The 20,538-nt window shown below is 59.8% G+C and carries 19 protein-coding genes; 3 read left to right on the forward strand and 16 right to left on the reverse strand.

Annotation, left to right across the window (positions count from 1 at the left end):
• Positions 1 to 88 precede the first annotated feature (88 nt).
• From ACP7D9_RS15685 to ACP7D9_RS15745, 13 genes are all read right to left on the reverse strand, one after another.
• Positions 89 to 718, reverse strand: coding sequence for a class I SAM-dependent methyltransferase (locus tag ACP7D9_RS15685; RefSeq protein WP_426158452.1), 630 nt, complete (start codon positions 716 to 718; stop codon positions 89 to 91).
• A gap of 111 nt (positions 719 to 829) precedes the next feature.
• Positions 830 to 1,186 carry a DUF6124 family protein gene (locus ACP7D9_RS15690; RefSeq protein ID WP_042608557.1) on the reverse strand — a complete coding sequence of 119 codons (357 nt, stop codon included), beginning with the start codon at positions 1,184 to 1,186 and terminating at the stop codon, positions 830 to 832.
• 412 nt (positions 1,187 to 1,598) lie between these two features.
• Positions 1,599 to 2,243: a methionine ABC transporter permease gene (locus tag ACP7D9_RS15695; protein ID WP_065261159.1), complete on the reverse strand. Its 645-nt coding sequence runs from the start codon at positions 2,241 to 2,243 to the stop codon at positions 1,599 to 1,601.
• Positions 2,233 to 3,354: a methionine ABC transporter ATP-binding protein gene (locus tag ACP7D9_RS15700; protein WP_426158453.1), complete on the reverse strand. Its 1,122-nt coding sequence runs from the start codon at positions 3,352 to 3,354 to the stop codon at positions 2,233 to 2,235. Before ACP7D9_RS15700 ends, ACP7D9_RS15695 begins: the two co-directional genes overlap by 11 nt.
• Before the next feature lie 2 nt (positions 3,355 to 3,356).
• Positions 3,357 to 4,166, reverse strand: a complete 810-nt coding sequence (locus ACP7D9_RS15705) for a MetQ/NlpA family ABC transporter substrate-binding protein (RefSeq protein WP_397478571.1) — start codon at positions 4,164 to 4,166, stop codon at positions 3,357 to 3,359.
• A gap of 119 nt (positions 4,167 to 4,285) precedes the next feature.
• On the reverse strand, positions 4,286 to 5,644 hold the full coding sequence (locus ACP7D9_RS15710; RefSeq protein ID WP_426158456.1) for an LLM class flavin-dependent oxidoreductase: 1,359 nt from the start codon (positions 5,642 to 5,644) through the stop codon (positions 4,286 to 4,288).
• On the reverse strand, positions 5,644 to 6,837 hold the full coding sequence (locus tag ACP7D9_RS15715; RefSeq protein WP_426158458.1) for an SfnB family sulfur acquisition oxidoreductase: 1,194 nt from the start codon (positions 6,835 to 6,837) through the stop codon (positions 5,644 to 5,646). Before ACP7D9_RS15715 ends, ACP7D9_RS15710 begins: the two co-directional genes overlap by 1 nt.
• 26 nt (positions 6,838 to 6,863) lie before the next feature.
• On the reverse strand, positions 6,864 to 8,105 hold the full coding sequence (locus ACP7D9_RS15720; RefSeq protein WP_101156902.1) for an SfnB family sulfur acquisition oxidoreductase: 1,242 nt from the start codon (positions 8,103 to 8,105) through the stop codon (positions 6,864 to 6,866).
• Between the two features lie 261 nt (positions 8,106 to 8,366).
• Positions 8,367 to 9,131 (reverse strand): hypothetical protein, encoded by a 765-nt coding sequence (locus ACP7D9_RS15725; protein WP_312998140.1) that lies wholly within the window; start codon positions 9,129 to 9,131, stop codon positions 8,367 to 8,369.
• 459 nt (positions 9,132 to 9,590) lie between these two features.
• On the reverse strand, positions 9,591 to 10,340 hold the full coding sequence (tcyN, locus tag ACP7D9_RS15730) for an L-cystine ABC transporter ATP-binding protein TcyN (RefSeq protein WP_101156898.1): 750 nt from the start codon (positions 10,338 to 10,340) through the stop codon (positions 9,591 to 9,593).
• A gap of 4 nt (positions 10,341 to 10,344) precedes the next feature.
• Positions 10,345 to 11,067 (reverse strand): cystine ABC transporter permease, encoded by a 723-nt coding sequence (gene tcyL / locus ACP7D9_RS15735; protein WP_256589696.1) that lies wholly within the window; start codon positions 11,065 to 11,067, stop codon positions 10,345 to 10,347.
• Positions 11,067 to 11,867 carry a cystine ABC transporter substrate-binding protein gene (tcyJ, locus tag ACP7D9_RS15740; protein WP_101156896.1) on the reverse strand — a complete coding sequence of 267 codons (801 nt, stop codon included), beginning with the start codon at positions 11,865 to 11,867 and terminating at the stop codon, positions 11,067 to 11,069. The genes tcyL and tcyJ overlap by 1 nt, the downstream gene beginning before the upstream one ends.
• Before the next feature lie 306 nt (positions 11,868 to 12,173).
• Entirely contained in the window at positions 12,174 to 13,166 is a 993-nt protein-coding gene (locus tag ACP7D9_RS15745; RefSeq protein WP_426158460.1) for a D-cysteine desulfhydrase, read from the reverse strand.
• Between the two features lie 190 nt (positions 13,167 to 13,356).
• On the opposite strand from ACP7D9_RS15745, the gene epsC reads away from it, so the two are divergent.
• From epsC to mgrA, 3 genes are all read left to right on the forward strand, one after another.
• The gene (epsC, locus tag ACP7D9_RS15750) at positions 13,357 to 14,283 is read left to right on the forward strand and encodes a serine O-acetyltransferase EpsC (protein WP_101156892.1); all 927 of its coding nucleotides are present in this window, start codon (positions 13,357 to 13,359) and stop codon (positions 14,281 to 14,283) included.
• A gap of 407 nt (positions 14,284 to 14,690) precedes the next feature.
• Positions 14,691 to 16,652 carry a choline transporter BetT gene (gene betT, locus ACP7D9_RS15755; protein ID WP_160768576.1) on the forward strand — a complete coding sequence of 654 codons (1,962 nt, stop codon included), beginning with the start codon at positions 14,691 to 14,693 and terminating at the stop codon, positions 16,650 to 16,652.
• A gap of 180 nt (positions 16,653 to 16,832) precedes the next feature.
• Entirely contained in the window at positions 16,833 to 17,870 is a 1,038-nt protein-coding gene (gene mgrA, locus ACP7D9_RS15760) for an L-glyceraldehyde 3-phosphate reductase (RefSeq protein ID WP_312998133.1), read from the forward strand.
• Positions 17,871 to 17,919: 49 nt separating this feature from the next.
• Here mgrA and tauD read toward each other — a convergent pair whose 3' ends face one another.
• The 3 genes from tauD to tauB form a co-directional block, all read right to left on the reverse strand.
• Entirely contained in the window at positions 17,920 to 18,762 is an 843-nt protein-coding gene (tauD, locus tag ACP7D9_RS15765; RefSeq protein ID WP_397478566.1) for a taurine dioxygenase, read from the reverse strand.
• 141 nt (positions 18,763 to 18,903) lie between these two features.
• A complete protein-coding gene (gene tauC / locus ACP7D9_RS15770; RefSeq protein ID WP_312998129.1) occupies positions 18,904 to 19,737 on the reverse strand; it encodes a taurine ABC transporter permease TauC in 834 nt (277 codons plus the stop codon).
• A complete protein-coding gene (tauB, locus tag ACP7D9_RS15775; protein WP_312998126.1) occupies positions 19,734 to 20,528 on the reverse strand; it encodes a taurine ABC transporter ATP-binding subunit in 795 nt (264 codons plus the stop codon). The genes tauC and tauB overlap by 4 nt, the downstream gene beginning before the upstream one ends.
• Positions 20,529 to 20,538 lie beyond the last annotated feature (10 nt).

A 20,538-nucleotide genomic window follows, 5' to 3' on the forward strand; every position in this document is an offset into this window, starting at 1 on the left:
CAAGAACCAGAGATCGCAGCCAACGGCAGCCCCTACAGGGAAACGCATTCCAACGCAGGAGCTGCCGACGGCTGCGATCTTTTGATCTTCAATCAACTCGACGCCACACGCTCGCCAGCCACGGCTGCTGCTCGCGCGGCAACCCGGCGGGTCGGTAATAGTGCTCAAGCTCGACAAAGCCTGCCGCTGTCAGCAAAGCGCGCCAGGCGTCGAGATCGTGGTACGAGCCATAACGCGGCCCATTCCACCCTTCGCGGTTGTCCCCACGCGGATTGGAGCTGAACAACACGCCGCCCGGTTTCAAAGTGCCGTGCAATTGCTGCAACACGTGCGGCAATACCTGCAACGGCACATGAAACAGCACGGCATTGGCGAAAATCCCGTCAAAGCGTTCCGCCGGCAGATCAAGCTTGAGAAAGTCCTGCTGCCAGACTTCGCAGCCGCTGTCCTCGCGGGCCATGCGCGCAAACTCCTGCGAGCCATCGAGGCCGATCGCGACGTGGCCCATGCGCGTGAACGTCTGCAGGTCCCGTCCAGGGCCGCATCCGAAATCGAGAATCGTCAACGGCGAATCAGCCTGAATGTGGCGCAGCAAAGCCTCGATATTATGGCTGACATCGTGGTCGCGAGTGCCCTCACGGAAATCCTCGGCCACTGAGTTGTAATGACCAAGGGTCGTGGCGGTGATCTGTTCGAGGTCGCTGGGCGTCTGTTTCATGGTCGATGCTGTATGGGCGATGAGAGAGCGGACTATAAGCTTTTTCGCGGGCAAAAAAACGCCGCCTGCGCTGGTGCTAGTGCTAGTGCAGGCGGCCATGAGTGCCAGACTTCAGAGCTGCTTGGCTCCCAGGCAATCGATCGAACGGTCCATCATCGCTTTGGCCATCTCCAGCAGATGCCAGACCGAGAACACCATGGCTCGATCCGCGCCCCCAAGCTGGTCACCGCATTGATGGACGGTCACCGAGGCGCAGCGCAGCAGGTCGGCGACGTACAACTGCGCGTCTTCCAGCGTCACATCTTCGCTGATGCTGTAGACGCGTTTCTGTCCCGCCAACGTGACCTGAGTGCCGGCCAGATGCGAATCAACGGCGCGGCACAGTGCAGAGCGGTCCTTGAGCAAATCCTCGGTGAACCGCTTGCTGGAGGTAAGGCTGAGTGGCGGATCGGCAAGATTTTTTTCCATGGGCAAACTCCTGACTTCAAGTGGGAGCCAACCATTTCGCGAGTAAACGAGCAGGACGGCGGCTGCACGTGGATCAGTCGCCGGCCGCCGGTCATCGGCGCACCCGAAAGTGCCCTGCATGCAGCCAACATCGGACAGCTAACGCCTCTGCCGAGGTCAGGCCTGACTGCACGCCCAGCGAATCCGGACAACTGAATCCGGTCACCGCAAAACAGTGACGACCGGAGATTAGCTACAGGGTATTTCGGGTACAAGCGGGCAAATCATTCTAGGAATCGTCCTGCAAAGCCGCGTGGTTCGGGCTGGCGAAACGATAAAATTTGCGTAGGAAACATCTGATTTTCGCTAAGGGCATTGCCCAAAAAACTGCAATCACATGGGCTTGGTTGATGGCCACCTGCCGCTATCGACCTTAGCGCTTATTCAGCCCCCGCGCCAGCCTGTCGCCACCCAACTGAATTACCGCCACCAACGCCACCAGCAAGACAATCACCGTCAACATGATCTGGCTGTCGAAGCGCTGATAGCCGTAGCGGTAAGCGATATCCCCCAGCCCGCCCGCACCAATTGCACCGGCCATGGCGGATGAATTGATCATTGTCACCAGAGTGATGGTGAAGCCCCCGACGATTCCAGGCAGCGCCTCGGGCAACAGCACATGCCAGACGATATGCCAGCGTCGGCAACCCATCGCCTGTGCGGCTTCGATCAGGCCATGATCGACCTCGCGCAGGCTGACTTCGGCGATCCGCGCAAAAAACGGCGTTGCCGCGATTGTCAGCGGCACCACCGCGGCCCACACGCCATAGGTCGTGCCGACGATCAAACGAGTGAACGGAATCAGCGCGACCATCAGAATCAGAAACGGGATCGAGCGGAACAGATTGACGAAGGCGCCCAAGGCCCGGTTCAACACCGGCGCTTCGTAGATCCCGCCCTTGTCGCTGGTAACCAGAATCACCGCCATGGGAATACCCGCCAGCAGCGCGATCAGCGACGACACGCCGACCATCAGGAAGGTGTCGATAAAACCCTGCAGCAAGCGATCAAACCACATAACCCAAGACCTCGACCCGTTGCGCCCACTGTCCGGCGCGTTCACGCAATTGTTCGGTGCTCAAAGCCGAGCCGCTGACGGCCAGCAACAGCTGCCCCAGCGCATGACCCTGAATCCGTTCCACACCGCCCTGAAGCAGCTTCACTCGGCCACCCAATGCCGCGAATAACGCGGCCAGATCCGGTTCATCAGCGGCGCTGCCGGTGAACTGCAAACGCAATACAGCAGCGGCATCAGAAACCGTTGATTGCGCCTGCAAACGGCTTTGCAGTTCTTCCGGCAAGGCGTGTTGCAGCGGCGCGAGCAGGGTCTGGCTGACTGCGTGTTGCGGATTGCCGAACACTTGCCACACCGGCCCTTGCTCGACCACATGGCCATGCTCAAGCACGACGACGCGGTCACAGATCTCGCGGATCACCGCCATTTCGTGAGTGATCAGCACAATGGTCAGGCCCAGGCGTTTGTTGATCTCGCGCAGCAGGCCGAGGATCGACTGCGTGGTTTCCGGGTCGAGCGCCGATGTCGCTTCATCGCAGAGCAGAATGTCCGGGTCATGCACCAAGGCGCGGGCGATACCGACACGCTGTTTTTGCCCACCGGAGAGTTGTGCCGGATAGGCTGTGTGCTTGCTTTGCAGGCCGACCAGCTCTAGCAGTTCGCGAACCTTGTTCTCGCGCTGTTCCTTCGGCACACCGGCCACTTTCAGCGGTAATTCGACGTTCTGCCAGACAGTCTTGGCCGACATCAGATTGAAGTGCTGGAAGATCATGCCGATGCGCCGACGCAATGCGACGAGACGGTCTTCGTCGAATTCGCCGATGTCGACCTGATCGATGAGCACACGGCCCGAAGTCGGTTGCTCAAGACGATTGATCGTACGGATCAACGACGACTTGCCGGCGCCGCTGCGACCGATGATGCCGAACACTTCACCGCGCTGAATCGCCAGGTCGACGCCCTGCAACGCTGCGACCGGGCCTTGCCGGCCGTTGTAGGTTTTGCCCACGCCGATAAAGCGTACGTGGGCGCGATTCAGCTCGGGGTGCAGCTCGGTTTTTTCAGCGTTGTGTGGCTCTGGAAGCTCCAGTCGCCGTTGGATGGCGGCAGTCATGTTCAGCTTTCCCAACCGGCCTGGTAGAGCTTGCCGTGGGCCTTGTCCAGTGCCGCACGAACCGCCGGCGAGTGCTGATAGATGTCGACGAACTTGATCAGGCGCGGGTCGGTTTTGCTCTTTGGCTGGATGACGAACTGGATCACGTATTCCTTGTGATCGAGACCATCGAACAGCAGCGCCGAGCCGGCATCGAACGTCTTCGCCAGCCGAATATAGGCCGGGTAACCCTGAACCAGGTCGGCGTCGTCGTAAGCGCGCACCAGTTGCACGGCTTCGACCTGAAGGATCCTGATGTTCTTCGGATTGGCGACGATGTCGTCCTCGGTGGCCTTGTAGCCTACACCCGGTTTCAGGGTGATCAACCCGGCCTTGGCGAGCAATTGCAGACCGCGACCGCTGTTGATCGGGTCGTTGGCGATGGCAACGCTGGCGCCTTCGGGCAGCTCATCGAAGCTTTTGTACTTCTTGGAATACAGGCCGACGTTGTTGATGATTCCCGGGGCGAACGGCACCAGATCAAAACCTGACGCGGCTTTGGCGTTTTCCAGGAACGGGATGTGCTGGAAATAATTCACGTCGATGTCGCCAGCGGCGAGGCTGACGTTGGGCGCGATCCAGTCGGTGAATTCCACAAGTTCGACTTTCAGGCCTTGCCTGGAGGCTTCTTCGACGGCGGCTTCCAGCGGAATCGCAAACGCTGCGGTGGTGCCGATTTTCAGCGGCGCATCGCCAGCAAACACCGCCGAGCTGAACAGGCCGAAGGCCAGGGCCAGTGCTTTGACTGGGTGGGACAGGATTTTTCTGGTCATGGTGGTTTTTCCAGTCAGTGCATAAATTTTGGGTGTCTGGTCGGGCCTCTTCGCGAGCAAGCCCGCTCCCACATTCTGGAATGCGTAGCCCTGTGAGAGCGGGCTTGCTCGCGAAGCTTTTAGCGACGAAACGCGGAGCCGGTGTGTTGCTCGGGTAACTGCGCCTCACCGTGAAACAACTTCTCGCGCAAGGTCCCGCGGTCATACGCGGTTTTGTACGAACCGCGCCGCTGCAGCTCTGGAATCACCAGTTCGATGAAATCGACATAGCTTTGCGGCGTGACGATGCGGGTCAGGTTGAAGCCATCCAGCCCGGTTTCGGCGATCCACGATTCCAGTTCATCCGCCACTTGCTCGGGCGAGCCGACCACGGTGATGTAGCGGCCACCGAGGGCGTGCTGGTCGAGCAATTTGCGCCGGGTCCAGTCGTTGTTCTGCAGGGTTTTCGTCGCCGATTGAATGGCGTTGCTCTTCACGTACTGGATCGGTTCGTCGATTTCGTACTGGGCAAAGTCGATACCGGTGGACGCGGAAAAATGCGCCACGCCGGCTTCGGCGCTGGCGTAGCTGAGGTACTCGGCATGCTTGGCCCACGCCGCTGCTTCAGTGGTGCCGACGATCACATTGAGGCCCATGAACACCTTGATGTCTTGAGGATTGCGCCCCGCTTCAACGGCGCTGGCACGGACCTTGTCGACCTGCACCTTGGTCGACGGTTTGTTCTGGCCGCTGATGAATACGCACTCGGCGTGACGCCCGGCAAACAGCAATCCACGATCGGAAGTGCCGGCCTGAAACAACACCGGCGTACGCTGCGGTGAAGGCTCGCAGAGGTGATAGCCCTCGACCTGATAGAACTCGCCCTTGTGCTCGACCTTGTGGACTTTCTCCGGATTGGCGTAAATGCGCTTCTCGCGGTCGTTGAGCACCGCGCCGTCCTCCCAGCTGCCTTCCCAGAGCTTGTACAGCACCTGCAGATATTCTTCGGCCTGGTCGTAGCGGCGGTCATGTTCGACCTGTTCACGCAGACCCATGGCCTTGGCGGCGCTGTCCAGGTAACCGGTGACAATGTTCCAGCCGACCCGGCCACGGCTCAGATGATCAAGCGTCGACATGCGTCGGGCAAACAGGTACGGCGGCTCGTAAGTGAGATTGGCGGTGAGGCCGAAGCCGAGGTTTTTGGTCACTGCAGCCATAGCCGACACCAGCAGCAACGGGTCGTTGACCGGCAACTGGATCGACTCTTTCAGCGTGACGTCCACCGAGTTCTGATAAACATCGTAGACGCCGACGATGTCGGCGATGAACAAGCCATCAAACAGCCCGCGCTCCAGCAATTGCGCCAGTTCCGTCCAATATTCGATGGTGTTGTAGCGCGTCGAGGTGTCGCGCGGATGCGTCCATAAACCGTGGTTGATGTGGCCGATGCAGTTCATGTTGAACGCGTTGAGCAGGATCTTCTTTTTCGCAGCGCCCATCAGATCGTCCCTCGCAGCGGAGGGTTTTCATCGTTGAGGTAGTAATTGCCCACCGCGTGATACTTCCAGCGCACCGGGTCGTGCAACGTGTGCACGCGAGCGTTGCGCCAGTGGCGGTCGAGGCCGTGTTCGGCGAGGGTGGCCTGGCTGCCGGCCAGTTCGAACAAAGTGCTGCCCGCCGCCAGAGAGGTTTCCGTGCTGATCGCGCGTGCTTCGGCGACCGCGATCGAGGCCGCTGCAACAGTTTCGGCAGTGGTGTCAGCCTGTGCGGCGTCGAGAATTTCGCCGGCGCGTTCAAGCAGGGCTTCGGTGGCGTGGAGGCGGATACTCAGGTGGCCGAAGCTTTTCAGCGTCAGCGGATCTTCGGTGGCCTTGTCATTGCCGGAATCGATCCACGGACGGGTTTTGCTGCGCACGAAATGCAGAGCGTCTTCGTAAGCGGCGCGGGCGATCCCGGTGTCGATAGCGGCGTGAAGAATTTGTGCCAGCGGGCCGACCGTGGTCGGCCGTTCGAAAGCACTTTGAAACGGCAGCACGTCTTCAGCCCCGACATAGACGTCTTCGAACACCACCGAACCGCTGCCGGTGGTGCGCTGGCCAAAGCCGCTCCAGTCGTCGATCACGGTCAGACCTTTGCTGTTGCGGGGGACGAACGCGAGTTGCTGTACGCCGTTTTCATCGACCACCGACGTCGGAATGCGCTGCGCGTAAATCGCTCCGGTCGAGTAGAACTTGCGACCGTTGATGCGATAACCAGCGCCGTCGCGGGTGAGACTGGTGACGCGGTCGTGAGCGGTTTTGGTACCCAGCTCCGCCAGTGCATTGCCGAAGCGTTGGCCGGCGAGGGCCTCGGCGTACAAACGCTGTTTCTGTTCATCGCTGCCATTCACGCGCAGTACTTGCAGTGCGTAGAAATGGTTCTGCGGAATCTGCCCCAGCGAGCCGTCGGCCTGCGCAATCAGAGCAATGACCTTGGCCAGGGTGACGTTGGATACGTCCGCGCCGCCGTATTTTTTTGGCACGCTGATACCCCACAGGCCAGAGCGGGAAAACACTTCCAGTTCTGCCAAGGGCAGGCGGCGTTCGCGGTCGCGGATCGCGCTGTCGCGTTTGAAGTCTTCGGCCAGGTCGCTGGCAACAATCAGGGCTTGCTCATCGCTGGTGATGACCGCGACGTGATGGGAAAGCGTCATGTTTTTCCTCCAGATGTCTGGTCGTCTCAGATCCAGGAATGGCGAGCCGGCAAGGTGCCGTTCAGGCGATAGGCGCCGACCGCGTGATACTTCCAGCGCACCGGGTCGTGCAGGGTGTGCACGCGGGCGTTGCGCCAATGACGGTCGAGATTGAATTCGGCGAGGGTCGCGCGGCTGCCGGCCAGTTCGAAGAGCTTCTCGCTGGCCAGCAGCGAGATCTCGGTGGTCAGCACTTTCGCCTCAGCCACGGCGATCGAAGCGCGTGCGGCGGATTCGGCGGTCAGCGGCGCGGCGTGGACCTGATCGAGGACTTTGCCGGCCTTGCGCAGCAGCGCTTCGGCGGCGTGCAGTTCTATTTTCAGTTTGCCGATATCGGCGATCACGTAGAGGTCATCGCTGGCGCGCTCGACCTTGGCATCGATCCATGGTCGCGCGCGGGTTTTGACGAATTCGATGGCGTCGTCAATGGCGCCACGGGCGATGCCGGCGTCGATCGCCGCTTGAATCAGCTGCGACACTGCGCCTTGGGTATTCGGCTTCTCGTTGATCTTCCAGTTGTCGATGACCAGGCTCGACTCGACGCGCACGTTGTTCAGCAGGATCGTGCCGCTGGCGGTGGTGCGCTGGCCGAAGCCCGACCAGTCATCGACGATGCGCAAACCGGGGGTGCCGCGACGAACAAAAGCCAGTACCTGCTTGCCCTCATCATTGAGCGCTTTCACCGCGACCCAGTGTGCAAACAGCGCGCCGGTGGAGTAGAACTTCTGGCCGTTGATCAGGTAACCGTCGCCATCGGCGGTGATTCGCGCTTTGAGTTCCAACGTGTTTTTTGTGCCGCGTTCCGGGCCGGCATTACCGATGCGCCAGCCTTCCAGAACACTCTGGAACAACTGCTTTTTCTGTGCTTCGGTGGCGCTGCCGAGCACCAGATTGATGATGCCGAACTGGTTCTGTGGAATCTGCCCGAGCGCCGGGTCGGCGGCGGAAATGATCGCGAAGACTTCGGCCAGCGTGACGAAGGAAACCTGCGGGCCTCCGTATTCACGCGGGATGGCAATGCTACCGAGTCCGCTGCGGGTGAATTGTTCGATTTCCGACCACGGCAGTTTTCGCTGGCGGTCGCGTTTGGCCGCCTGCATGCGGGCCGCTTGCGCCAGCTCATGGGCGGCCTTGATGGCTTGCGCGTCGTTGCGCAGTACTTGCGCGGGCAACAACAGTGGGGCGATATCCAGATCGGACTGCACGTTTGCATCTGCAAGACTGGACATCAGTGCCGCTCCCTGGCTGCACGCAATGCCCTGGCGATCTGCACTGGGGTGATTGTGTTCCGGACCATACCTACCTCACATTTCAAGAAAAACGTCGCGAAGCGCGACGAATGAAAGAATGTCCGGTGGTCCGGTGCATATACCCTAAGCGCGTATAAAAATTAAATAAACTAACTTTTAGGAATATGTATAGAAGGCGGGATGTTCGGGCTGGTCATCGTGTTGCAAGTGAGAGGACGTGCCTCTCACCCCGACCGGAACTCATTTGGCGCGCGTTTCGGCGGCCTTGAATTCGGGCTTCAATGGGACTTTCACATATGAATTCACGCAACCGATTTTCAACGTACGCGGCGGCGCCCAGCGTGAATTGTTGCCGACCCGATCGAGGATGCAGTACGTCACATCCAGCCGCAGATCTTCGCCTGCTTCGACAATCACCGCCGGTGGCACCCAGACCTGAATCGGCAGCCCGACATCGGCGGCCGTAATCGGCGCCAGGTCCATGCGTGTATCGCCCCAGCGCAACGTGATGGCGTCGTCTTCGGCCATGTTCAGGTAAGGCTCGATGGTCAGCGGTACGCCGCGTTTGATCTGGCTGGGGTTTACGCCCTGACGGCGGATCGCTTCGGGGATGACAACCGGCGCCAGTCGCTGGTTTTCGTCTTCGCATTGCGCAGTGGGCTGACCACCCGGGCAATCGAGTTTGACCTGCACCCGGGTCGCGGCCGACAACGCCGGGCCCTGGCCGACCTGCATCACCCGGTAGTGAATGCGCGCGGTGCCGTTAGTGATGAAACTCTCCGGTACGCGCAGGCTGACCGAGTCGCCCACATCGGCCGCGCTCAGGACTTTTGACGCGACATAACATTTGTTCCAGAACAGTTCGATCAGGTCGCCAACGTCCATGTCGGGATAGGGCGGCACATCGATCAGCAGGTGGGCCGCTGTCGCCAGGTTGATGCCGGTTTTTTGTGCGCATACCAGCGTTGGCGCTGCAAGTTCGGGGGTGTGCGAAATGCGGGTCATCGGTTTCTCTCCTTGAAGTCTCGCAGCGAAATCCGTTTCTGGAAAACAAAAGGCGCGAATCAACTGGCAATAAAAGGACCAGTATTTACTCAGCATTAGTGCGGATTGTTTGAACTAAGTAGCGCCGGTTGCCGACTAGATAAAAGTCTGCGGAGAGGGGTGTCAATAGAAGGGATTAGTTAATCTGTGAATTACAGGTTAATCAGAAAGTTCCTACGTCACTGAGGTATTAAGCCTAGGCGCAGTAGTAAAGAGGGCTACAGGAAAACGCCGATTCGGCCGCATTTTTTAAGGGTTTGAACTTGGGCAAACGTGTGTGGATGTGAGCGTTCATGGATGAGTGGAACCATTGCGCAATGTATATCCGCGCACTGAGTAACAAATGTTCAAACGATTCGAGTAATGGAGAAAGGCATAACTTCCATCCGTGGAAGTTGGCCAGGATTGCACCGGTAGTTCTCAGGCATGGTTGAGAAACTTGCTAAGAAACTGTTGAGTGCGTTCTTCTTTCGGATTGGCAAAAAGTGCTTTTGCTTCACCTTGCTCGACAATGACGCCCTTGTCGAAAAACACCACGCGATTGGCCACGTCACGGGCAAAGCCCATCTCGTGAGTGACAATCACCATGGTGCGATTTTCTTCGGCAAGACCGCGAATGGTCGCCAGCACTTCGCCGACCAGTTCCGGGTCGAGTGCCGAGGTCGGCTCGTCGAACAGAATCACTTCCGGCTCCATCGCCAGCGCCCGGGCAATCGCCACGCGCTGTTGCTGCCCACCGGAGAGACGACGCGGATAAGCGTCTTCCTTGCCCGCCAGGCCGACTTTGGTCAGCAGCTTTTTGCCCAGGGCAATCGCTTGATCGCGAGGCATCTTCTTGACCACGATCGGGCCTTCTATGACGTTTTCCAGGGCGGTGCGATGGGGGAACAGATTGAAGTTCTGGAACACGAAGCCGACGTGTTGGCGCAAGTTGCGCACCAGACCCTGCTGCTGGTTCAGCGGGCGGCGGGTATCGATTTCGATATCGCCGACCTTGATCCGGCCGCTGGTGGGTTCTTCAAGGAAATTCAGGCAGCGCAGGAACGTCGTTTTTCCCGAGCCACTGGGGCCGATGATCGCGACGACTTCGCCCTCCTTTACCTCAAGGTCGATGCCATTGAGCACGACCTGACCCTTGAATTGCTTGGTCAGTTTTTCCACGACAATCATCGGGTCAGGACTCCTGGTCATGCCGATTGACACGCTCTTCCAACTTGTTCTGGAAGTGCGAAAGCACCGTGGCCAGAATCCAGTAGATCAGTGCGGCGGCAAGATACATGGTGAAGACTTCGAAAGTCCGGGCGGTGATCAGCTGAGCCTGACGGAACAGCTCCGGCACCTGAATGGTCGCGGCCAGCGCCGTGTCCTTGACCAGCGAAATAAAGCTGTTGCCCAGCGGCGGCAACGCCGTGCGCATCGCTTGCGGCAGGATGGCCCGGCGCAGGGTCTGCGCGCGGGTCATGCCGATACTCGCAGCGGCTTCCCATTGACCGCGTTCGATCGAACCGATCGCAGCTCGCAGGATTTCACAGGCGTAGGCGGCCATGTTCAGCGAAAAGCCGATCAGCGCTGCCGGCAAGGGATCAAGCTCCATGCCCAGTTGCGGCAAGCCGTAATAAATGACGAACAGTTGCACCAGCAGCGGCGTGCCGCGAAAGAACGACACATAAACGCGAGCTAGCCAACTCAGCAGCTTGAACCGCGACAGGCGCATCAGCGCCAGAGCGAAGCCCAGCGCCAATCCGAAAAACATACCGCCGAGGCTGAGAACGACTGTGAAATAAGCGCCCTTTAGCAGAAAGGGCGCGGAGTTCACGAGCAGGGCTGTGGTTTCGGCGATCTGCTGGCTCAACTGTGGGAAGTCCAGTCCGAATCCGAATTGAAAACCAGCTTCCATTATTTAGTGACGTCTGCGTTGAAGTATTTCTTCGACAGTTTTTCAAGGGTACCGTCAGCACGCAGTTCGTCGAGTGCCTTGTTCACCGCAGCCAGCAATTCAGGCTCGCCTTTGCGCAGGGCGATGCCGGACTCCTGACGGGAGAAAGCTTCACCGGCAGCGACAGTTTTTGGCGCTTTCTTGGCGTACTCAAGTGCGGCCAGACGATCGATAAGGATGGCGTCGATACGACCGTTGTTGAGGTCGGCGAACTTGGTCGGATCATCGTCGTATGTACGCACGTCTGCACCCGGCACGTTGGCGCGAACCCATTGTTCGTAGTTGGTGCCCAGGCCTACACCGACCTTCTTGCCGGACAGGTCGGCGGCGGTCTTGATGTTCAGGGCCGACTCTTTGCTTTTCAGCACGAGAGCCTGAATGCCGGAGACGGTGTACGGTTCGGAGAAGTCATACTTCTTCTTGCGCTCGTCGGAGATGGTGACCTGGTTGACCACCAGGTCCAGACGCTTGGACTCCAGCGCGGCGAGGATGCCGTCCCATTTGGTTGGCTGGATCTTGGTCTTGACCCCGAGTTTTTGCGCCAGCGCTTCGGACAGCTCGACTTCGAAACCGGACAGCTTGCCGTTCTCGTCAACGAAACTGAACGGTGGATAAGTGCCTTCCAGGCCGACGTTGAGAACGCCTTTGTCCTTGATCTGTTGCAGCTGCTCGCCGGCCACTGCCTGACCGATCAGGCCGGCGCTCAGGGCCAGACCCAGCGAACCGACCAGCAGAGTGCGACGTAGTGCGGAAAAATTCATGACAAGCCCCTGTGTTTTCTTATGGAAGACGCTTAAGGAAATGTAGGCAAATGGGTGATTTGAACGACAGCGCTATCCTGCCTTAAAGCAGCTTATGCGTCTCGCCCGAAATTCGCCTGCGGCGAGACTATATGATGTCGTTTATAGACTTGAAAATACTCAATATCTAAATTGTTATTCCTTTCTTGCATAATGATCGTTCCCCCGATCGGCGTGGGAATGCTTCAAGGCACGCCACGTTCCAGCTCTGGAAGGGACGCAGAGCGTCCCGGGCTGCATTCCCACGCGGAGCGTGGGAACGATCAGTTACAGGAAATCCTTGTAAGCAAACAACGCCGGCGCGCCACCGGTGTGCAGAAAGATGATCGGGCCGTTATCGAAGCGCTGCCGGCCAATGCCGTCGAGCAGACCGGCCATCGCCTTGCCGGTGTAGACCGGGTCAAGCAAGAGACCTTCCTGACCCGCCAACAGTTTCACCGCCGCCAGTGTGCCGGCATTCGGTTCGCCATAACGCGGGCCGAAATATTCATCCCACAGCTCGACCTTGAAGTTGCCCGGCACCTCGACGCCAAGCAGATCTGCCGTGCGCTCGGCCAAACCCTGCACCTTCGGCCGCTGATCTTCTTCACTGCGCGAAACCGTCACGCCAATCACAGGCAGTTGCGGCAGCGCCTCACTCAGCGCCAGCGCCAGACCACTGTGAGTCCCGGCACTGCCAGACGCCAGCACGACTGCGGCGAAATCGAGGCCACTGTCCTTGATCTGCTCAGCCAACTCCAGCCCGGCGCGCACATAACCCAAAGCACCGAGCGCATTGGAGCCGCCAATCGGCACCAGATACGGCTTCTTGCCGTTGCTGCGCAAACGCGCGGCGAGGGCGGCCAGTTGTTCGTCGGCATTGTCGAGGTTGTCGACCATCTCGACCCTGGTATCGAACAGATCGAGCAGCAGCCGGTTGCCGTTACCGGTGTAATTGCCGTCGTCCGTGCCCAGCGGGTTTTCCAGCAGCGCCACACAACCGAGACCGAGCCTGGCGGCCAGCGCAGCGGTCTGACGAACGTGGTTCGATTGCAGCGCACCGGCGGTAATCAACGTGTCGGCGCCCTGCGCGAGCGCATCAGCGACAAGGTATTCGAGTTTGCGCAGCTTGTTCCCGCCCATGGCCAGCGGCGTCAGGTCATCGCGCTTGATGTACACCTCGCGGCCGAGCCAGGCGGACAAGCGTTCGAGCTTTTCCAGTGGCGTGGGATGGCTCAGCAGGTCGAGACGGGTAAAGCGTTGCAGCTGTTGTTTGATCATGAGTCTGTACTGGCGCAAAAGAATGAGAGGACTATAGGCAGGCGTTTTTACCCGGGCAACCGCCAATCGCTTATAGCCAAATGGACTGAGGCCAGCACTATCGGTTCTTAATTCGTCGGCCAGGGCATGCCGTAAAGTAGGCGCCGTTGACGCGGCCAGACAGTCCGGCCGCCCGTGAGGAGTCTTTACCGTGAGCGAGCGTTCCAGCCATTGGCAATTGCAGACCGTCGTCAGCCAACTGCGTAGCGCACGGGATCAGTGGCGTGCACAGAATGGTCGGGCTTCAGGAGAGCAGGGTGGCCGCGAATTGCCGTCCCGGGCGGCGATGGCGCAAATCCTTGAGGCGTTGTGCGGCGCGCTGTTCCCGATGCGTTTGGGGCCAGTTGATCTACGTGAAGAAAGTGAAGATTTCTACGTCGGGCACACGCTCGATGTTGCGCTGAATGCTTTGTTGGCACAGACGCGCCTGGAGCTGCGTTACGTCGCTCGACACAGCGCGCAGGATGACAGTGAAGTCGAGGCTCGGGCCATTCGGATCGTGCAGGATTTTGCGTTGGCCTTGCCGGGGTTGCGCACACTGCTCGATACCGATGTGCTGGCGGCTTACCACGGCGACCCGGCGGCGCGCAGTGTTGATGAAGTGCTGCTGTGCTATCCGGGCATTCTTGCGGTGATTCACCACCGCTTGGCACACCATTTGTACCGTGCCGGTTTGCCTTTGCTGGCGCGGATAAGCGCGGAGATCGCCCATTCGGCGACGGGCATCGATATCCACCCTGGCGCGCAGATCGGCCGCAGTTTTTTTATCGATCACGGCACCGGCGTAGTGATTGGCGAAACCGCGATCATTGGCGAGCGCGTGCGCATTTATCAGGCCGTCACGTTGGGCGCCAAGCGGTTCCCGGCCGATGAGGACGGGCAATTGCAGAAGGGCCATCCGCGCCACCCGATCGTCGAAGACGATGTGGTGATTTATGCCGGAGCGACGATTCTGGGGCGGATCACCATCGGCAAGGGATCGACCATTGGCGGCAACGTGTGGCTGACGCGCAGCGTGCCGGCGGGGGCGAATCTGACCCAGGCGAATCTGCAGCATGATGACGGGACGCAAAAATAGCCTGCAAACATGCGACCTGTAGGAGCTGACGAGTGAAACGAGGCTGCGATCTTTTGATCTTTGCTTTTAAACATCAAGATCAAAAGATCGTCCGAACGCGGCCCGAGCCTTCGGCAGCTCCTAGAGGTTCGGGCATCAGGCATTTTGCTGTTGAACAAATCCCCTCAGACCCGCGTCATATCCCTCCTTGGGCGCTGTAGGAAACCTACCACCCAGCCCTGCGATTAGTCCTTACCACCGCATTCATGGTTAACTTGAACGTTCATTCAAGTTAAACCGGTGGTTCGCTGCCCGCTCACAACAGGAGGCTTGCCTTTGCTGAGTCCGATCATTTCAGCCACGTTTCAACCCCTCGAGGTGCACGTTTCATGAGTGCATCGTCTACCCCCGCCAGCGGTCTGGTGCGCATGAATCCGCCGGTGTTCTACTTCGCCGCGACGGTCATTTTGCTGTTTGGTCTTGTCGTCATCGCCATCCCCGAGCAGGCCGGCGCCTGGTTGCTGGAAGCGCAAAACTGGGCGGCCAATACGGTCGGCTGGTACTACATGCTCGCGATGACCCTGTATCTGGTCTTCGTGGTGGTCACCGCCTTATCCGGCTACGGCAAGATAAAACTCGGTGCCGACCACGACGAGCCCGAATTCAGTTACCTGTCCTGGGCCGGCATGCTGTTCGCCGCCGGGATCAGCATCACGCTGTTCTTCTTCTGTGTCTCCGAGCCGTTGACGCACATGCTGCAGCCGCCGCAGGGCGAGGCCGGCACGGCTGATGCCGCGCGGCAAGCGATGCAGATTCTGTTTCTGCACTGGGGTCTGCATGGCTGGGGCGTGTTCGCCTTCGTCGGCATGGCGCTCGCCTATTTCGCTTACCGTCACAACCTGCCGCTGGCGCTACGCTCGGCGCTGTATCCGCTGATCGGCAAACGCATCAACGGCCCGATCGGCTACGCGGTCGATGGCTTCGGCATCATCGCCACGGTGTTCGGCCTCGGTGCCGACATGGGCTTCGGCGTGCTGCACCTCAATTCCGGTCTCGACTATCTATTCGGTATCGCTCATACCCAGTGGATTCAGGTCGGCCTGATCACCCTGATGATGGGCGCGGCGATCATCGTTGCCGTCTCCGGCGTCGATAAAGGCGTGCGGGTGATGTCCGATATCAACATGCTGCTGGCCTGCGGGTTGCTGCTGTTCGTGTTGTTTGCCGGACCCACGCAGCACCTGCTCAATACGCTGATCCAGAACGTTGGCGATTACCTCGGCGCCCTGCCGATGAAGAGTTTCGACCTCTACGCCTATGACAAGCCGAGCGACTGGCTGGGTGGCTGGACAGTGTTCTACTGGGCCTGGTGGATTGCATGGTCGCCGTTCGTGGGCCTGTTCATCGCACGGATTTCCCGTGGTCGCACCATTCGTGAATTCGTCTTCGGCGTGCTGTTGATTCCGCTCGGCTTCACCCTGGCGTGGATGTCGATCTTCGGCAACAGCGCCCTCGATCAAGTCCTCAATCACGGCATGAGCGCACTGGGCATGTCGGCCATCGACAATCCGTCGATGAGCATTTATCTGTTGCTGGAAACCTATCCGTGGAGCAAAACCGTCATCGCCGTGACGGTGTTCATCAGCTTCGTGTTCTTCGTCACCTCGGCGGACTCCGGCACCGTCGTGCTCTCGACCCTGTCGGCCAAGGGCGGTAACCCGGACGAAGACGGGCCGAAATGGCTGCGGGTGTTCTGGGGCGCGATGACTGCGCTGATCACCAGCGCGCTGTTGTTCTCCGGCAGCATCGATGCACTCAAGTCAGCGGTTGTCCTCACGTCGTTGCCGTTCTCGTTGATTCTGCTGCTGATGATGTGGGGCCTGCACAAGGCGTTCTATCTGGAATCGCAGAAGCAGATCGCGCAGCTGCATTCGCTGGCGCCGGTGTCCGGTTCACGGCGCGGCACTGGCGGCTGGCGCCAGCGCCTGAGTCAGGCCGTGCACTTCCCGTCGCGCGACGAGGTGTATCGCTTCATGGAAAGCACGGTGCGCCCGGCGATCGAGGAAGTGACCGCCGTGTTCGTCGAAAAAGGTCTGCACGTGGTCACCCAGCCGGATCCGGCGCATGACAACGTCAGCCTGGAAATCGGTCACGGCGAGCAACATCCATTCATCTATCAAGTGCAGATGCGCGGCTACTTCACGCCATCGTTCGCGCGCGGAGGCATGGGTTCGAAACAACTCAACAACCGCCGCTACTACCGCGCCGAAGTGCATTTGAGCGAGGGCAGTCAGGACTACGATCTGGTCGGCTACACCAAAGAGCAGATCATCAACGACATCCTCGACCAGTACGAACGGCACATGCAGTTCCTGCATCTGGTGCGTTGATCGGCGGCTGAGCGCCGGGTCTTTTCAAGGCTCGGCGCTCAAAGCGAACGCGCGTCGCTTTCGGCAGTTTTGTGAAACGTTTCAGCTATTGATCGAGTCTTTATTTTTCAGCGCACTCGTCGGCGTATGCTGGGTTCCTCGCAACGCCGTCGATACCTGAAACTGACAAGAGAGCATTCGATGACTTACACCGCTGCCGAAAACCGCTACGACTCCATCCCCTACCGCCGCGTTGGCCGCAGCGGTCTGGTGCTGCCAGCGCTGTCGCTGGGCCTTTGGCACAACTTTGGCGACAGCACGCCGATCGATACACAGCGCGCGTTGCTGCGCACCGCGTTCGATCTGGGCATCAACCATTTCGACCTCGCCAACAACTACGGCCCGCCGTACGGCAGCGCCGAAATCAATTTCGGCCGCCTGCTGCGCGAGGACTTCAAGCAGTATCGCGACGAGCTGATCATCTCCAGCAAGGCTGGCTGGGACATGTGGCCCGGCCCTTATGGCCAGGGCGGTGGGTCGCGCAAATACGTGCTGGCCAGTCTCGACCAGAGCCTGCAACGCTTGGGTCTGGATTACGTGGATATCTTCTATTCGCACCGCTTCGACCCGGACACCCCGCTGGAAGAAACCGCCAGCGCTCTCGCCACTGCAGTGCAACAGGGCAAGGCTTTGTACATCGGTATCTCGTCCTACTCAGGGGTGAAAACGCGCGAAATGGCCGCGCTGCTGAAAGAGTGGAAAGTGCCGCTGCTGATTCATCAACCGGCGTATAACCTGCTCAATCGCTGGGTAGAGAAGGATCTGCTCGATACCACCGATGAACTCGGCACCGGCGTGATTGCCTTTACGCCGCTGGCGCAGGGCTTGCTCACCGACAAATACCTCAACGGTGTGCCGGCCGATGCGCGAGTCAATCGCCCGGGCGGCGGTTCGTTGCAGGCTTCGCACTTGTCCGAGGCCAACATCGCTCACGTGCGAGCGTTGAACGAGATTGCCCAGCGTCGCGGGCAGAGCCTGGCGCAATTGGCACTGGCGTGGACGCTGCGTGATCCGCGGGTGACTTCGGCATTGATCGGCGCGAGCCGGCCGGAGCAAATTATCGAGAACGTTGGCGCGTTGAAGAATCTGAGTTTCAGTGCCGAAGAGCTGGCGGAGATTGACCGGTTTGCCCAGGAGGGCGGGATCAATCTTTGGGAGAAGCCTTCGACGGCGGAGTAAGCCTTCCGAAGACTGATCGTTCCCACGCAGAGCGTGGGAACGATCAGGCTCAGCGAAAGAACGGCACATCCCCCAACACCGTCGCCCGCTGCATCACCCGCCGCGCCGGGCGGTAGTCGTCCACTGCGTAATGCTGGGTCACGCGGTTATCCCAGAAGGCGATGTCGTCCTTCTGCCAGCGCCAGCGAATGGTGAACTCCGGCCGCGTTGCATGGGCGAACAGAAACTTCAGGATGGCCTCGCTCTCGGTTTCCGACAGCTCGTTGATCTTCGAGGTAAATCCTTCATTGACGAACAACGACCGTCTCCCACTGACCGGATGCGTACGTATCACCGGGTGCGACAGCGGTGGATTCTTGCGCCGCGCTTCTTCCCACTGCGCCAGCGCCTCGGGCGTGTTGCCGTAGCGCTCCAGCGGAAACGAGCGGGTGAAATCGTGGGTCGCGGTCAGGCCTTCCAGCAGGTTTTTCATTGGCGCCGACAACGCTTCATACGCCGCAATCCCGCTGGCCCACAACGTGTCGCCACCGAACTCCGGCAACAACTTGGCGCTGAGCACGGCGCCCATCGCTGGCGTCGGCAGGAAGGTCACGTCGGTGTGCCAGATCGCGTTGTCACGTACGTCGGTGACTGCGGTGTCGAGGATCAGAACTTCCGGTTGTTCCGGCACGTTCGGGTAGATCGGGTGAATGTGCAGGTCGCCGAAATAATGCGCGAAACGTGCCTGCTGCGCCGGCTCGATCGGCTGGTTGCGAAAGAACAGCACCTGATAGTTGAGCAGCGCCTGCTCGATGGCATCGCGGTGTTCCAGGCTCAGCGGCTGGCTGATATCGAGGCCGCTGATCTGCGCGCCGAGGGCCGAGCTTAACGGGATGATGTTGAGGCTGCTCATGGTCTTTCTCTTCAATTCGGTGAGACCACCCTTTGTAGGAGCTGCCGAAGGCTGCGATCTTTTGATCTTGCTTTTTAAGAAGATCAAGATCAAAAGATCGCAGCCTTCGGCAGCTCCTACAGGGGGGATTCAAAAGATGTTTTAGTGCGCCTGGCCGTGCCATGGCACGAGTTTGCGCTGCAGGGCGCGCAGGCCCATTTCCATGGCGAAGGCGATCAGGGCGATGACCAGAATCCCCAGCACCACCACATCGGTCACCAGGAACTGCGCAGCCGACTGCACCATGAAACCGAGGCCGCTGGTGGCCGCGATCAATTCGGCAGCGACCAGCGTCGACCAGCCAACCCCCAGACCAATGCGCACGCCAGTGAGAATGTCCGGCAACGCGCTTGGCAAAATCACATGACGAATCAATTGCGCGCGTGTCGCGCCTAACGACTGCGCCGCACGCAGTTTTGCCGGATCAACGGTGCGCACCCCCGTTGCGGTGGCGATGGCAATCGGCGCGAAAATCGCCAGATAGATCAGCAGCACTTTCGACAACTCGCCAATGCCGCACCAGATCACGATCAGCGGCAGATAGGCCAGCGGTGGAATAGGGCGGTAGAACTCGATCAGCGGGTCGAGCACACCACGGGCGATGCGGTTGGCACCGATCGCGATGCCCACCGGCACGGCAGTCAGAATCGCAAAAGCGAGACCCAGACCGATGCGGCTCAGGCTGGCACCCAAGTGCTGCCACAGCGTCGAATCCATGTATCCCGAAGTCGCCAGCAGCCAGCCCTTTTGCAGCACGGCGGCGGGTGGCGGCAGGAACAACGGTTCGATCAAACCAGTGGCCGTCACGGCCCACCAGATCGCCAACAAGGCGAACAAGGTCAACAGGCTGATCCAGCGCGTGCTGAGGCTGCGGCCCACCGGGATGCTCACCGAAGATGTTTTCACCGCCGCAGCGGTTGCGTCGTAACTGCTCATGCGCGCTCCTGCCGGGTTACGGCGCTGCGTTGCGAGAAGACTCTGCTCAGCACGTGCTCGCGGGTTTCGATAAACCGCGGATCGGATTTGATCGCACGGGCCGACTCGCCAGCGGCATAACGCTGGCCGAAGTTCAGCTGCAGACGCTCGACGATCTGCCCCGGATTCGGCGCCAGCAGGATCAGATCCGTAGCGAGGAACACCGCTTCTTCAATGTCGTGGGTAATCAGAAAAACCGGCTTGGCCGTGCGTTGCCAAACTTGCAGCAACAGCTCCTGCATCTGTTCGCGAGTAAATGCATCAAGCGCACCGAACGGCTCATCCATCAGCAGCACGCGCGGGTCGGCGGCGAGGGCGCGGGCGAGGCCGACGCGTTGTTTCTGGCCTCCGGACAATTGCCAGATGCGCCGTTCTTCGAAGCCAGCGAGATCGACCAGTGCGAGCATTTCACGGGCGCGCTGTTCGCGTTTGTCCTTGCTGGCACCGGCCAGTTCGAGGCCGAAGGCGACGTTGGCCAATACATCCTGCCAGGGCAGCAAGGCGTCGTCCTGAAACACCACGCCACGTTCGGCGCTCGGGCCTTTGACCGGCACGCCGTCGAGGGTGATGCGCCCGGCGCTCGGTTCGACGAAACCGGCAATCAGGTTCAACAGCGAAGTCTTGCCGCTGCCGGACGGGCCGAGGGCGACCAGCAACTGCTGCGGCCCCAGGGTCAGAGAAATATCCGCGAGCACCGGCTCCGGGCTGCCCGGGTACTGTGCGCTGATGCGCTCCAGCTGTAGCAAGGCCATCGCTGTTATC

Source organism: Pseudomonas sp. TSRC2-2 (assembly GCF_049897785.1).
Taxonomy (GTDB): domain Bacteria; phylum Pseudomonadota; class Gammaproteobacteria; order Pseudomonadales; family Pseudomonadaceae; genus Aquipseudomonas.